Here is a 15,823-nt window from a genome sequence, read left to right as displayed (position 1 = left end):
GGGAAGGCGCACGATTGGTGACCAGATGTTGCCCTTATGGATTCGATAGCAGTCGCTTATTGGCAGCGACCAGAATTGGCTTTTACCGTTGACTACGGCCAACGAGCTGCGGAAGCGGAAGTTAGCGCCGCGTCTCAAGTAGCGGATGAACTTGGCATCCAACATGAGGTCATCTCAATCGACTGCAGTCAGATCGGCTCGGGTGACATGGCCGGAAGCGACGCCATTGATATTGCTCCAGTTCCCGAATGGTGGCCATTTCGAAATCAATTGTTGATCACGTTCTCAGCGGCGCGTGGTGTGACACTAGGCGTTAGCGAAATTATGACTGGATCTGTAGCTTCGGATAGCAGCCATGCTGACGGAAGGCTAGGTTTCTATCAAGCGATGGACACCGTTACCTCATACCAAGAAGGAGGAATTCGGGTCAGCGCACCAGCCTTAAGAATGACTACAGTTGAACTTGTTCAGCTTTCTTCTGTTCCTCGAGAAATATTGGCGTGGGCTCATTCATGCCATACCGGAAACATAGCGTGTGGCCAGTGCCGGGGTTGCATAAAGCACTATGAGGTAACAAAGGAAGTCTACGGAATTGCTTACTGACCAAGAACCTCTGCCGAGAAACAACCCCGATCCTCCCGATCCGCGTCGTTTTCGCGGGGATTCAGTCCATCGCCTCCCCACACCTAAGATGCTACCTGGAGTCGGATTCAGCAACGTCCTAGAAGCACGAAAATCTTCAGTTACCGGCGCGCTGACAGAGCAACAGCTTGGCGACCTTCTCTTTCACGTGATGAAAAAAAGGCGTGGTGGCAAAGGGCGTTTTGGGCAGGATTGGGAGGGTCGCGCAAGTCCGTCAGCTGGCGGGCTACACACTATATCAATTCTTTGCATTCCACTCGAAAACACCTCGCCCGTAGGCGTGTACGATCCGAAAGCGCACCTGTTGCGAACAAGCGGGGCACTGGATCGTTCACGAAAAAAAAATGCTGCAAGTGTCAAACTTCTTAGCTCAGCGACAAGCGGAACTACACTACAGTTCATGGCCGACGCAGATCGCATCGCGGCTTGTTATGAGAATTGGGCCTCGCTGTTATGGCGAGACAGCGGAGCCCTCGCAACTACAATCTGCTTCGTAGCGACCTGTCTTGGTTTTTCCTCTGTTGTGCTAGGAAGGACTGGAGATAATCTACTGCGACAGGCCAATATTGAAGGCTTTGTGGGCGTTGGCGGAGTCCATCTGGGCTCGATACAGCGTTAGCTCGATTGAAACTTCTCAACTTCGATATCTGGCACAAACCAACCGGCTAGCGCATTGCCCAGCGACTCGCATTGCCGAACCCTTGCAAAAATCCTGTGCCAATTCATGGGACACTATTACATGAGCGTCAATCAAGCGCCCCATAGTTGAAAAACAACCAAATCGATACCACTTTAGATCGCAGTTCTCGTTGACGAATCTAGCTTCAACGGATCAGGGTGTATGCACCCAAAATATTGATGAGCAGACTTGGGATAACAGTTGGTAAGAATTACAGAATTTCCAGAAGACGGCCACAGTTGGACAGTAGTCGACATTGGTCCAGTTGAGCGCCTGAAGGAGAATGAAAACGACATTACTTGGCAAATCAAGTTAAGGCGATTTGAGCATGGCGAGCCAATCTATAAACCGGTGTCCGTCGCAGCGCCACTCTTTCGAAGAATTCGACTTCAGAGCGTTTGGAGAGCCCAAAAACCGGCCACGAACATGTCGCCGCCAAAACATTGGCGGATAAAATTCCACGGCGCGGATAGTCGTATTGTATGGCTGCGCAAATGGAACGGTGAGATTAAAATTCTCAGCAGTGACCCGCATGATAACTCTCCTCCGTACGTTTTGGCCTATTGCGAAACGAACGTTGTTCCCGTGCAATCAAAATATGGCGGACGAGTTCCGGTCCCGATTCATTCCATACTAATTCGACCGACCGAAGTAATTCGCCACTATTTAGCAAAAACCGATGCGCTTGCCAGATACATGTTCGATTTCAGCGACAATGGGGGGCGCAACGATCACCTTTTCGGCCGGCAAAAAACAGGTTGGTTTGGAAACGAGTACATTTTCGATCCTGCTGGAATATACTATGACGAGCACTCTCTAGGCCAACTAGTTGGAACACTTTCCATTAGAAACTTGCAACGTTGCCTTGGCGACCTGTCCAACAGAGCAAGGGCTGACCACATCAACGGAGTTTCTCATCGTCCGATATGTAAGCTTCTCAACAGTGGACAGAATGATTGGCTGGTAGAAGGTGATTTTCGTAACCTATTTGATTACAATGCTGGCTTTGACGGGCCGCTGACTGCCTTTGGGGTTTCGGTACTTCTTGAAGATAGGAACAGACCCGCAACGCCTTGGGGGAAAGGCGTTCACTTCAAGCCAATCGAAAGATCGCTCTCACCCAGAACTCCCATAGGAATGCCCAAAACAGGCCTAATCCCAGACGCCGCCAGCATCAGTTCGGACCCGTCAGTCTCTAGTAGGCAAGCCGGGGGCAACCACAAGAAGCTGGCCTTCGAAGATGATGAATTTTTCGATAGTAGCGAACCCAGCATCGCACCCGACGAAGTCGTGAAACGAACTGGTTCTTCTGCTGATCCAAGTCACTTCAGACGACCTGTAGCTGACGTAATCGATCAGTTTTCAGCGTTATCTGGCAGCTCTGGCAACATGGATGTTGGAAAGTTAGGCGAACCTGAACATGAAAAGCCGAGGAATACCAAAGAATCTCAAGATGATGAGCCTAAATTTGAAGACAGGAGCCACTTACCTGCGATTGATACCCCATTCAAATTAGAACCCCTAGATTTTGCGCCAACTCAAGAAGGTGAGATACCAGAGCACTTCTGGCCTTTCATTGGGATGGGAAAAGCGTTCCAAAACGGAACGGAATACGATGTTTCGGTAAGCTACTTCGATTCCGGACGACGGCTGTCGCTACCACACATTCCACTCTCTTGGGATAGCCGAGCCAGTTGTACGCACTCTCCATCTGGACGCCGGCGCGCCTTGATAATCCGTCACACCATTAGCGGCTATTTAGGCATCCCGGTATATTGCTGGCTGTTCGACATTGAACGGCGGATCAAGGGAGAAATGGCACCAGTGTTTTTTTTGACTGATAGCCCCAGCCTACTGAACCATCACGCGGTCCAAAACATTTTGCACTACAGAATTTCGACAGAGAATTCAGGCTGGCCGAGTGAGAAGACGCACGATGGCCCCTTCAGATCGTACCCAGTTAAACACCCATCTGGGTCCATTAGACCTGAAGTAAGCGCGGCCAATAAGCTTCTGAATTGTCTGAGCCGATGGAGTCGATAACGTTTTTGTATGACCACCACGTGAGGAAAAGTCGAATTCTGAGACTGGGCAATTAGGGCACCTTCCTTGCGCATCGCTTACAATGGACAGTGTGTTGCTTTTCGCTAGGCCGCCCAAAATCAGACCAAGGCAATCCACCTAGCGACCATTGACTATTGGCAGCGCCGTCATTTCCGCTTGGGACCTGAGATCTGTCAAGATTTTGCGATATAACGTACATAGCTGTCGCGGCGAGGGGTTATGGTTAAGGCTTTTTTGAGCGCCATAGGTGCTGCTGATTGACCCCCATTCACTTGTTCGTACTTTTGGGTGTCAACAAAATCGCGTGCACGACGAATTCTCATTCGGGCGACCAAGACCCTGAAAAGTATCCAGGGTCGGGTTGCCGGAGTATCCAGACTTCACCCGATGCATTACATAGAAATTTTCTATCAACCCATTCGTCCTTTTGATCGACACTGCCTATCTCTCGGCAAACACCTCCTGATGCTTGATTTTCAATCCATCTCACAAATCTCTTAAACTCCATCGGAGAGGAGAACGCGTCGATTCTCTCCCATTCACATTCAGATTCACTCATTGGCTAATCCAATCTGGGTTCAGTGGGTTAACGTCGCGATCAAAATAAACTTGATTGCCTCCACCTACCAAGTCTCGTTGGGGTGCTGCAAACCCTTCAAACAATCGAGTGCCAGCAGGTACTTCCATTTCAACCACTCGGGTGGCTGTATTTCCCCAGTTTTGATCTAGCGCGCTATCGATGACGGATTGGAGCGGCCCTTCCGGTTTCGTTCGTGTCCAGTACCCGCCAGCCGGGTTCCCATTGTCGCTGATTACGCGATAGAGCTTGGTAGGCTCGGTTGTAATGACCTCATTGTATGTAGCGCTACGGAACGTTTTGGCGATATCGGTCGGTAGCGGACCTTCGTTTATGGGGTCATAACGGTTCTCGATCCTACTTCCGATATGCTCAGGATCAGAGCCTCGCAACACTACTTTGATTCCGCCGCTTGTTGCGCTCGCTGCGCCAGCCACCCCTGCTACTGAGAGATAACCGCTTATGAACACCTTGCTGCGCAGCTTGTTGGCTTCTTGGATCTTGCCCTGCGCCTCAAGGCGATCAGCTTTTTCCAGATCGGCCTTTATCTGGTTTTGAGTTGTCCCAATCGGGTCTTTGATCAAGTCCCATGTCTGGCTGGCAACCAACTTCAGCTGTTGTTGTGCTGTCTCGTCACCTGTCAGCGCAAGAGCGGAAATCTCGACCAGGTCGATTACGCCCTTTGCTGAATCCACAGGCATTTCGATGAGAGCTTCACGCGCAGCCTTCGACATCGCTTCACTTCTGTACGTCCCGAATTTCGAGGCGACATCGAGATATTCGCCTAGCGTACCGTCAGCCAGAACTTCGCGTGATCTGTATGCTCCTTCGTAGCTTTCAAACGCATCCTGAAGCTTGGTCAGCTCGTTACGACATTCAGATGAAGCGCTGCCGGCGCCACAAGCGGCAGCAAAGTCAGCGTCACGTTGCAGGTCCAGTTCGTTCAGCTCTCGAAGCTTACTGAGGTCTTCTTCGCAACCTCCCGATTGGCATTCTTCACTCAATAGCTTGTCGACCAGATCAGAGCGTAAAGCCGCTTCTGTATGTGACAGGTAGTTGTTCAGCGCGGCAGATTGAGCAACTGCCGCCGCAGCGACAACGTTTTCAGCATTGCCTCCAGATGCGAGCAGGCCTGCGACGGCACCAAATAGCTCCGCACGTTTTTGAATCTCGTAGTCTGACAGCCCTACGAGTGCAGGATCCGTACCTACAAAAATACTCTGCGCAATTCCACCTGCCGCGCCCGCCGCACATTCCGCACCGGTGGCTTCGGCGGCGGCACAACCCGCGAGCGCATGAAGTAGCATGTGACCTGCCGAGCCTTCGCCACCGTTGATGGCGTTGCCGTTCGCGTCGGTGAACAACCCGCCGATCTCAAACTGAGCATCGGCCAGCGCCAGGTTGGTGACTGTCTGTACAAGGCTTGCTGAGAAACCATCAGAGAAGTCAGTTCCATAGACGGCTGAACTCAGACCGGAGGAAATTGAGCCGTCCAAGGCTCCTTCTAGAATACCTGCCACAGTGAGTTGTGGACCTTGCGGGTTACCAAAGCCACTGATCAACGCATCATTCAGGGGGCTGCTCTCAGGGATGTTCAGATTGATGCCCGAGGTCAGACCAGCAGATACACCGGAGAACGTGGCGGCTTCCAGGATCGCGCCAAGGTCGATATCTCCGGCGACGACGCCATCCAGCGTTTCGACAAGTGCCGTTGAAGTGAAGGCAGTCGCGCCATTGTAAAGACCCGTCGTAAGTGCCGTGGCACTTTGTGCGCTTGCCGCTGTTGCGAGTTGTGGAAGCAATTCACCGACAAGTGCCGGTGCAACATAAGCCGCCACCACAATTGACACCAACGCCTTGAACGCCGGCGAGAGCTGTGTCTTCTCTTCATAGAAATACTCATCCGCCAGTTCCTGACTGATCAGTTCCAACCCATCGATGGCCAGAAGTTCCTCAGGGTAGAGATCTTGCGGGTTTGGCGCATCAACACCTGCGGTTTGATACACCACCAACTCTGCATTCCCGCCGATGTCGAAATTCATACCTTGGCCAGCCAGCAATTCGGTCAGCTGGGCCGTTTCGGTAGAGCTGGTCTCGGTGATCGTCGTCATGACGACCAGACCCATGTCGGTCTCGAAGAACTCGGAACGGTGGCTGTCGATGGCGGCCTGAACCGAAAAATCACCACCGGTTGTGATGTTCAGGTTCTGACCCGCAGATAGCGTTGCGCCGACCAAAGTGGTGTCCGTGCCTGATACAATACTCAGATCCAGCGCTGCCAACGCATCGGTGCCAGTATTGATGTGATCGACCGTGTGCAACTGGCTGGATTTGCTCAGCAGTCCACCAAGATAGCTCTTCTCCTTGATATGCGTCACTTCAAACACGTCGGTGTAGGTGCCGACGAGGATGTTGCCCTCGGTCGCAGTGAGGTTGATATCACCTGAGGCGCTGGCGAATTCCGTCCCGGCTGTGGTCAGATCACCCGTCTCGGCGATAACATCGATATCACCTCCAGCAGTGATGGCTACACCTCGGTTGGTGACCGCAAGTGTGGATCGCGTTTCCTTTTTCTTCGACAGGAACCCGCTGCTGGTCTTGCGTGTTTCTGATTTGGCTATGTCTTGTGCTGCCGCCAGAACCACGTCACCCGCAGCCGCCAGATGTGCCCGCCCGCCCGCATTTATCTGAGTACCAACCAGCACCGCGTCACCGCCCGCATTGGCAATAAAGTCGCCGCCAGTAGACAGCTGCGTGACCTGCGCCGTCAGGGTCAGGCGGTCTGTTCCGTTGCTTTTGTTGCCAGCGTTGTACTGAACACCGGATTGCTCAGCGAGCAGGTAGAGGTTGCCACCTGCCGTCAAACGCGTGTCCCCTGTGACCTGGGCTTGAACACCTGCCAGAGTCGTGTCGACAGTGGAAATGATGGACAAGTTGCCGCCGACTTCAAAGCGGGACGCGAGGTTTTCGGTAATCTTTGTGACGCTTGTACCGGTGTAATACTCTTCGGTTTGCGCCAGGCCTTCGATGGTGACGTTTCCGGCGGCAAATATAGAGGTGTCAGAAGCCGATTTGATCACCAACGCTTTACCGGAGAAATCTCCTCCTGTGATGATCTTGACCAGGTCGCCACCAAGTTCGGTGTCTTCAAAATCAATGTTCCCGAAAGACGTTAGGGACAGAGAACCGCCTTCCGCAATCAGCGACCCACCAGACCCCGTGATGCTGCCGGCAGTAATCTTCAGATCACCACTTTCAGATGCATTGGCTTTGTTCAGCGATGCCAACACTCCGCTCTCAGACAAGCCGAACCGGTCACCAAATCCAATAAACTCTGAATCCGGGATCTGGACAGTGCTTCCACCTGCAAAATTTACGCCATCGCTTTGATAACCGTTCCATTCGGTTGGCCGGTTGATGTTCTGGAACAGCTCATTCTGAATCTGCAAACGATCCAGGAAATAGTCGGAGGAAAGCAGGTCCTCATAGGACACCGGCGTTGTACCGAAATTAGTGCGACCCTCGCCGATCAACACATCCAGGTTTGCCAGTTTTTGAAGCTCGGGCAGCACCGGTTCAAGAGGTGGCTGGTTTTTCACTTCCGGCTGAACAGGTTCAAGAGCAGGCAAATTCAGTACGTCCGGCTGTACTGGTGCAAGGGCATTTGCAGGGACAACCAGCTCTGGCAGGGGCGTATTGGTTACAATTGCACTTTCACCTGGCGATACAGCACTTGTGGTTCCGGCCTTGATATTGCCATCTGCATGAACCGTCGTTCCGTTGATGTTGATCCCGCCCCCAGCAAGGATTTCGCCGGAAACCGAATTGGCACCATTGGAGGCAATACGTTTCACCGGCGAATAGATGATATGCTCAAATGCCCGCCTGCGGGCATCACTGGTGCCTGGGTCTATTTTTTCAATTTGTCGTGTATAAGTCGCCGTATGGGTGACTCGATCATCTTCGTAGGCTCTATTTTCAAAGCGGTTACTGCGAATTTCCATCCCGGCAGCGGATGAGATCATGCCAGCATTGTTTCGGACAACATTTGCTTGAATGGCAATCCCAGCTCCCGAAAGAACTTCGGGTTGAGCGCCCGTTGTCACAACAGATGTCCCACTGCTCCAGGTTACACCACCAACATTGGACTGATCGGAAATACCAAAATTGTAGATCGTAGCGCAATTGCTGGAAGAATATGAGTTAAAGGGAATTTTGGCCGTGCAACTGTCCAGCTCCAGGTCAGCAGGGTCGACAAATATTGTACGGCTTCGAGTTTTTTCGGTTGGGTTCCCTGCAAATACCTCCACGCCCGAAGTAGAGGGCTGGATCGTGACGCTATCAAAACTGTTAACGAACACTTCTGCCTCGACGGCCAGACCACCATCTGCTTCGATGCGTCCGGACTGGTTGAGGACTGTACCGTCTCGGGCCACCAACTGCATTACCTCGCCGGACTTCAATAGCCCACCGCGATTGTTCAGATCCGACCCACTGCGAAGCTGAAGATCACCACTCGCCTTGATCGTACCTCGGTTCTCGAGGTCACCGCCGAGATCGAGCAGAAGGTCTCCGTCAAGTTCCACTCGCTCTGATGCACCAACGGATAATCCACCGGTGGCCAGAGTGACTGCAAGACCATCGCCTGCACGCAGCTGATCAAAGTGAGACGCATTCAGTCCGCCGCTCAGCGACCCGGATTGCAGCTCCAGAATCGATTGACCGACCGCGGTCGCATCTGCACCCAGTGTGGTCTGGCCGGACACCGAAACATTGGTGTTGCGGGCATTTATCTGGCCTTGAAGGTCCAGATCGCCGACTGTCACGGAAATATCTGCCTGTTGACCCGCAATCAGATTGCCATCAATGATCGCCTGATCCGTCGCTGTTACCTGCACATCTGCAATAGCTGCAATTTGCGAGCTATCGCCCGTTTGCACACGATCAGCCGACAGGGTCACAGACTGCCCACGAGATCTGCCCGAATGCTCCAATGTTCCATCACGGGCCTCGATAGAAATCCCGTTTTGTGCTTCTGCTTGCCCACCAATTTGGGCTGCGGCACCGGAGAGATTTATCGACCCGGCCACAAGCTCGGATGCGTCTCCGATTACAAGTTCAGCACCGGCCGTCAGAGTGGCCTGGTTCTGAACCGCAGCACGTCCGTTTAGCGCGACTTGGGTCTGAGCGTCTACATCGAGCGTATCCGCCACCAGTTCGGCGCCATCCTCGATGGTTACCGACGCGCCGGTCGATGTGATTGCAAGCTCTGCCCCCGAGGCGAGTTCGCCACCGAGGAGGATCTGATCTGTTGCCGTCACAGTGAGACCATCCACCGCAGCGATCTGGGATGTATCGCCAGTCTCAACAGTGTCGCCAATTATCGAGACGTTCTGCCCACGAGACACACCGCTATGCTCAACCGCGCCATCCGTTGCCTCAATCGTCAGCCCATCAATGGCTCGAATTTCACCAGATAACTGCGCAGTTTCCCCGGTGAGCGCCACGCTGTCGGCCAGCAGTTCTGAATCCGTCCCTGTGGACACCTCGGTTCCCGCCGACACAGAAGCTGTCTCAAGAGCGGCAGCCTTGCCATCAAAATCAATACGAGTCTGCGCCTTAACATTCAGGGATTCAGCCAGAATCTCGGCATTTGTTTCAACGGCTATCCCGGCTGCTGTGGATTTGAGTGTCAGCCCCTTCCCGGCGACTAGCTCTCCGCTGATCTTGGCTTGATCTGCGGCGGTTACGCTCAAATCACCTACTGCGGCGATCTGCGATCCATCGCTCGTTTGAACGTCATCACCCGTTATCGTGACAGCTTGCCCGCGAGACGTGCCCCTGTGGTCGACGCTCCCGTCTGTCGCTTCTATGGTCAGGTTTTCAAGTGTTTGCACCTGGCCTTCAATCCGAGCGTCACCCCCGGTAAGAGCCGCAGATTCCGCAACCAGTTCTGAGCTGGTACCTGTTACAAGCTCTGTCCCGGCCGTCAGCGAAGCTGTTTCAAGGGCAGCTGCCTTGCCGTCGAAGGTCAGCTGCGTCAGCGCATCAACGTCAATGGACCGCGCGAACACCTCGGAGTTGTTGTCCAGCACCACGGAAGCACCGGTCGATGCTGCCTCAAACGCCTCGCGCGCAACAATCGCGCCGGAGATGTTTAGCATTCCCGCGCTTTCCAGACGGATTGCACCGCCCGCTGCCTGACCGTTGAAGATCAGGTCGCCATTGCTGGTTCTGATGTCGATCAGATCACCACTCTCGGAAGTAATCGCGCCTTCCAGAAGGATCGGACCCTGGTTGCGGACTTGGACGCGGCCGCCCGCTCGGATCTGGGGTGTATGGCCATTTGACGGCGCGCCCAGCGTAAGCTGCCCATCAGCCCGCAGTGCGATATTGGTCGAGGACGCCATGTCCCCGTTCAAACGCACACCGACACCATTTTCAGTCGCAATCAAACGGATCGCATTGGCGTACATGCCGCCAAGAGCAGCGACATCCACAGCCAAAGCCGGGGCTGCACCTTCGCCCGCCTGTTCGGTGATCCCGGTCACCGCGCCGGTTTCCGCATCGTAGGACCAGTTGTAGTCAACTTGATTGGCGCCAGCGACGATGTTGAGTTGGTCTGCGCGCATCTTGCCATAGATCGCAGCCGCTCGTGCTATCACATCGACGCGGCTGGTATCGGTCAGACCTATCCGGTTTTCCGGGTTCAGCCCCCCGGGCCCGATTGTGACCGTACCGCGGCGCACATCGAACCCTGTCAGTGCGCCATTGCTGCCGAATTGCGGCTTACCGGTTGTCAGCGTCGCACGGCCAGTGTTTATGAAACCGCAACCATCGCAGGTGATGCCAAACTCGTTGGCCACCACCACGTCCATGCGCTTGCCGGCAACTTCCAGAATACCGTTCAGCTGGGTCTGATTGCCGCCGACAACCTCACCGATCCAAAGATTGGCCTCTTGTCCCGGCGCCAAGTTGCCGTTGCCCTCAATCACACCGCCCAACTGGGTGTTGGTGATCGTGGCCGAGTTGTTCAGGATCAGGTCATTTGCCTGAAAATCGGTGTAGACATCGTGGCTGACGCCCGCGCCATTTGGGGTCGAGATATTGACTACGGTGGTGCCATTCAGAGACTGGTCGACATGCGGGCGCGGACCTGTACTTGGGTTCACAGGTTGGATGTTCTGCGCATGAAGCAAGGCAGGTTGTATTGTCAACGCCAGCGTCAGGACCGAAGAAATGACTTTCTCAAAAACACGTCTACGCATGGCTACAACTTTCCAAAAAACAATGAACGGCGAATAACTTCGGAGCACTTTCAGAAAGTGTTGAGCCCGAATACGCTGCCTCTCGCTTCACCATCTCGGCAACTTGCATGCGCAAGCGCCTGTCAGGTGAGACGCGAACGCGTATACGGCCAACATCTATCTTTTCAATTTTCTGGAAGTGCTTCATCAGAACTGCAACCTCAGACTGACATACCCAACGGTCTTGTCGGACTCGAAGGCTGGATTGGTGTTGGGTGGGGACTCATCAGGTCGGCTCAACGCATGTGCCACCTGCATCTGCAAGGTAACCTGATTGTTCATGATGATATCAGCACCCAGACTGACACCAGCCAGATGATCCTGAGACCAGCTGCGCAGAGTGGACGGTTTGACATAGCCGAAGTCGAGGCCCGCATTCATGCGCACTTCAAACCTGGGCGCTTTATAGGCTCCCCATTCGACAGTATTGCGGAGATAGATCCCGGTGTCGCCATAGAGGCTGTTGTCGTGAAAGCCCCGAACCGTGCTCCATCCGCCAATGCCGAACTGTTCAATGCCGGGCAAGATATCGTCCGAATATTGCCCTGCTAGAGTACCCCGATAGGTAAGTCCGCTTTTTCCAAGTGGAGCAGAGAAATCAGCGCGGATTTTCACAAGGCGGAAGTCCTGATCGATTACACTGCGTTCGGGAATGTCAGCACCAAGCGCATCGAGCCCGGCCTTCACGCCAATGTTCCAGAACAGCCGACCCTGTCCGATGGTCTGCTCACCTCTCAGGCCCAGAGAAGCAACTGTCAGGCGCTGACGTTGGCTGGTAATCTCGATGCCGTTGATCGAGGTTTTGGTTCTGTTCAGCTTCAGATCGCCATAGGCATAAACCTTGGAGGTCTGGTTCCGCATCAAAAGACGCTCGGTCAGCAGGATCAGGTATTGGCTGCGCCCTTCCGTGACAAAGGATTGGTTTATGCCTTCGGTGATGAAGCGATAATCGCTTGCCCCAAAATCCGCATTGAACAACCAGTTGCCCACGGGCAAACCCCAGTTGACAGAGACAGAATCCGAATAGCGCTCGCCCCGTTCCTCAAATGGCGTGGTGGTGATCCCAATCCTCAACTGGTCATTGAGGTTCAACCCGTTGTCGAGGCCAAAGGTGCTGGTGCCTTTGATCCGCCCCGTGGACTCAAAACCGGAATTGTCGAATTGGAAATCCAGATACCAGGGGCGTCGATCCTGCACGTCAACCTGAATGAACGACCCACCAGGGGTTTCGCCGGGGACCAACTGGAACTGACCGCTTGCTGATCGTGGCGCGTTGATGTTCTCCAGGCCTTGTTCCAGATCGCGCAGGTTCAGAAGGTCACCACGTGCAGTCGGGAACGCCGTATTCAGACGCGCATCCGCTGGCTTGCCGGTTCCGTAGACATAGCCTTCGATGCGGCCCGGCACGATGGTGATCGCCAGAGATCCATCTGCAACGTCCTGTTCCGGCACATAAGCGCGGGTCGTGATGTAGCCTAGCTCCTGATAGAATGTGTTGATCAGGTTCAGTGTCTGCGCAATGTCAGCCGCCGTTGCGCAAGTTCCGATCAGATCGCGATATCCCTCAGGCTCACGTTTGAACGCCTCAAAACCTTCGAGATCAATGCTGCGGATCTCAAAGCACGGCCCGCCCGGAGGAGGGACATAGAGTTCCACTCCGGCGCTCTGGTCCTGTTCCACATCCTCACGTTCTTCGAATTCCCGGCGACGGCGCTCCTGTTCTTCGGTCTGTTGAGTTTGCTGCTGAAGAATTTCATTACCAATGCGCTGCAAATCACCGGGCGAGACGCCTTGCGCGGAAACGACTGTTGCCGTCAGCAGGATCGCACTGAGACCGAGTGCTGTTGTCAGGACGAGGGACCGCAAACCCATCAGTTGTCCCCCGCCGTTCTGAATTGATTGTATGCGGCGGTGAACCCGCGCAGAGAAACGGGAAAGTCAACAGCCTTGTCGCGGGCTGTCCAAACTCGGGCTTTGACTTCCAGTCCCTTCCGGAATGCCGCCAGGACATCCCCTTTCATGCGAAACCCGGCGTGGCACCCAAGCTGATCGCAGACCTCGTACAAGACCTTGAAGGGGCGGCGGTTGTCCACGTGTAGTTCGATCCCCGGGGCCAGATAGACACCAACCGGAACCGTTATGACTGCATAGCGTTGGCCCGTGTCTTCATCGTCAGACACGCTCAGCAGAAAGACTGGCGGGCCATTCTCTTCGGCGGCGACGCTCTGCATCATCTGGCAGGCGACATCCTTTTCCACCGGGTGGCACAACACCCGCCAGTCCGAAAACACCTCTTCCGTAGACTGGGGCTCAGCCACTTGTGCCAAAGCCGTCGACTGGAAGAGGGTGAGACCGATACTCATCGCCAGCCGGTATGGAGAACTGCTCTTCATGCGCATTCAAACCTGTAGGTTATGCGAACATGCGGCGTGTTTACGGGGAAGCTCGCCGTCTGGACCAATTGGCCAATGGCTGGGTTCCATGTTTGCTGCTTGTATGTGGTTTGTTTGTTAAACGGGGCCGAAACGGTTCGGGACGTGATGGTCGCGGGGCCCGCACAAATCTCGTTGAATGCGTTCTGGCTAAACTTATCCTGCTGATCAGCATGGTTTGCGCGCACTTCTATGGAGGCCGTATAGCCGCCGTCGCTCGACGGAGAGACGCCGTAGATCTCTTTCAGGCGCTCAGGCGAAGTATTTGTGCAACCGCTCAGGAGGCACACAACAGCAACGGAGAATAAAAGAGGGGGTTTCATAACAGAGGAACCAATCTGAACCGACGAGAACTCAAAGCCTGAAAGCGCGCTACTGCGCAGCCTGATCCAGCGGCGTTGCTTCCCATTTACGGGCAAAGCTCTGTGCTGCCTCCAGATCATCACGATCCAGCTGTGCGTTCAGCGTATCTCGCAGAGCGCGTGCCTCATCCATGCCCCGCGCGGAGGCCAGATTAGCAAAGCCATGCGCTTTGATGAGGTCCTGATCCACGCCGTTTCCTGATTGATAGGCTTTGGCCAGTTCGAAGAGCCCTAACGGGTTGCCCGCTCTCCCGGTGCGGGAGAAATTCTCAAAAGCGGCCTCATAGCTCTGTGTTACTCCCGTGCCATCACGATAGGCCTGACCCAGATAGTTGATTGCAGCCACGTGGTTCTGCTCTGCGGCTAGTTTCCAGTAGTTTACGGCCTTGACCGCATCCTGTTCCACGCCTTGTCCATCCGCAAAAAGCAACCCGCAGTTGAATGCGCTGTTGGCATCACCGGACTCTGCTGCCGCACAAATCAACTCCGCAGCGCGCTGGTAATCCTGCAAGACCAATTCGCCGTTCAGATACATCAAGCCAAGCCGGTTCTGCGCCAACGCACTGCCCTGATCAGCTGCCGCGCTATAGAGCTCGACAGCGCGTAGCATGTCGCGCTCAGTTCCCAGACCCATTTCAAACAGGCGCCCGATGAAAAACGCACCATCCGCGTCACCGTCGTCAAATCCAGCCTGAAACTCCTCGACCGCGCCCGAAACGTTACCGGCTTCAAGGGCAGCTATGCCCGCAGGAACGTCCGCAAATGCAGCACACGCGATAGATGCAGAAACTGCCCCGCCAAAGGCGACCCTCAAAATACCCATTCTGTAACCTTTTGTTTATTTAATTAGCTTCTCGCTAACAAAGGTCACAGCACACGTTAAGGGGGAAAATCAGATTAAACTTCACTAAAAAGTTATGAAAGCCTGGTCTGTGGCCGCAATGTGGCAACTCGCGTCGATTGGAAAGGTGCATGGCCAGTTTGCCGCCACATTTGTATCCATGAAAACAAAATGTCTGAGCTTTTCAACGAAGCAGTTCGAGAGCTGATTGAGGGAGTGTTGGTAGTATGTCGAATCACTTTGCTGGAGTCATGAAGCCGAACCTTGACGACATACACAAAGCACTTTCGATCATCTCCTTATCTGAATTAGTCTCGATGTGATCTGACACCGCCCCCTTCTCAGCAAGCTGAAACGGGGGCGGCGCATCTCTTGAAGGAGATGATGGTTGTCCGTTTTGATGGTGGTGCCAACCAACCCATCGAAACGAGGAAACCACGATGTTGAATACTACCGACAAGATCATCAAACACAAAACCGGCTTGCTGAACCTGGCCGAGGAACTGGGCAATGTCTCGAAAGCCTGTCAGGTGATGGGCTATAGCCGGGACACGTTCTACCGCTACAAGGCGGCGGTTGACGAAGGCGGGGTGGAGGCGCTTTTCGAGCGCACCCGGCGCAAGCCCAACCTTGCTAACCGGGTCGACGATGCGACCGAGCAGGCCGTGATCAAATCCGCCACCGAATTTCCGGCCTATGGTCAAGCCCGCACCTCCAATGAATTGCGCAAACAGGGCGTCTTCGTCTCGCCCTCCGGTGTCAGGTCGATCTGGCTGCGGCACGATCTGGCCAACTTCAAAGCCCGGCTGAAGGCCCTGGAAGCCAAGGTCGCCGAAGAGGGTTGCATCCTGACCGAAGCGCAGGTGCAGGCGCTGGAAAAGAAGAAGCTCGACGATGAAGCCTGCGGCGAGGTGGAAAC

The 15,823-nt window shown here is 54.2% G+C and carries 7 protein-coding genes; 3 read left to right on the top strand and 4 right to left on the bottom strand.

The genetic code is table 11. The features are described from left to right. The first annotated feature begins 36 nt into the window (after positions 1–36). Positions 37–603: a 7-cyano-7-deazaguanine synthase gene (locus JT51_RS21620; protein ID WP_081894752.1), complete on the top strand. Its 567-nt coding sequence runs from the start codon at positions 37–39 to the stop codon at positions 601–603. Positions 604–1,522: 919 nt separating this feature from the next. Beyond that, positions 1,523–3,364 carry a hypothetical protein gene (locus JT51_RS21855; RefSeq protein ID WP_152563392.1) on the top strand — a complete coding sequence of 614 codons (1,842 nt, stop codon included), beginning with the start codon at positions 1,523–1,525 and terminating at the stop codon, positions 3,362–3,364. Positions 3,365–3,940: 576 nt separating this feature from the next. Here the strand turns inward: JT51_RS21855 and JT51_RS19425 are convergent. From JT51_RS19425 to JT51_RS19405, 4 genes are all read right to left on the bottom strand, one after another. After that, the gene (locus JT51_RS19425) at positions 3,941–11,230 is read right to left on the bottom strand and encodes a DUF6862 domain-containing protein (protein ID WP_037316942.1); all 7,290 of its coding nucleotides are present in this window, start codon (positions 11,228–11,230) and stop codon (positions 3,941–3,943) included. Positions 11,231–11,416: 186 nt separating this feature from the next. Then, a complete protein-coding gene (locus JT51_RS19420) occupies positions 11,417–13,141 on the bottom strand; it encodes a ShlB/FhaC/HecB family hemolysin secretion/activation protein (protein WP_081894751.1) in 1,725 nt (574 codons plus the stop codon). Further along, on the bottom strand, positions 13,141–13,662 hold the full coding sequence (locus tag JT51_RS19415; protein WP_152563391.1) for an invasion associated locus B family protein: 522 nt from the start codon (positions 13,660–13,662) through the stop codon (positions 13,141–13,143). Before JT51_RS19415 ends, JT51_RS19420 begins: the two co-directional genes overlap by 1 nt. Positions 13,663–14,073: 411 nt before the next feature. Further along, the gene (locus JT51_RS19405) at positions 14,074–14,886 is read right to left on the bottom strand and encodes a tetratricopeptide repeat protein (RefSeq protein WP_037316930.1); all 813 of its coding nucleotides are present in this window, start codon (positions 14,884–14,886) and stop codon (positions 14,074–14,076) included. A 458-nt stretch (positions 14,887–15,344) separates the two neighbouring features. Between JT51_RS19405 and JT51_RS19400 the strand changes: the two genes are divergently transcribed. Next, positions 15,345–15,823, top strand: a 479-nt coding sequence (locus JT51_RS19400) for a helix-turn-helix domain-containing protein (RefSeq protein ID WP_037316927.1), incomplete at its 3' end; no start/stop codon positions are given.

Source organism: Ruegeria halocynthiae (assembly GCF_000743705.1).
Taxonomy (GTDB): domain Bacteria; phylum Pseudomonadota; class Alphaproteobacteria; order Rhodobacterales; family Rhodobacteraceae; genus Ruegeria; species Ruegeria halocynthiae_B.
This window is presented reverse-complemented; position numbering and strand designations above follow the sequence as displayed.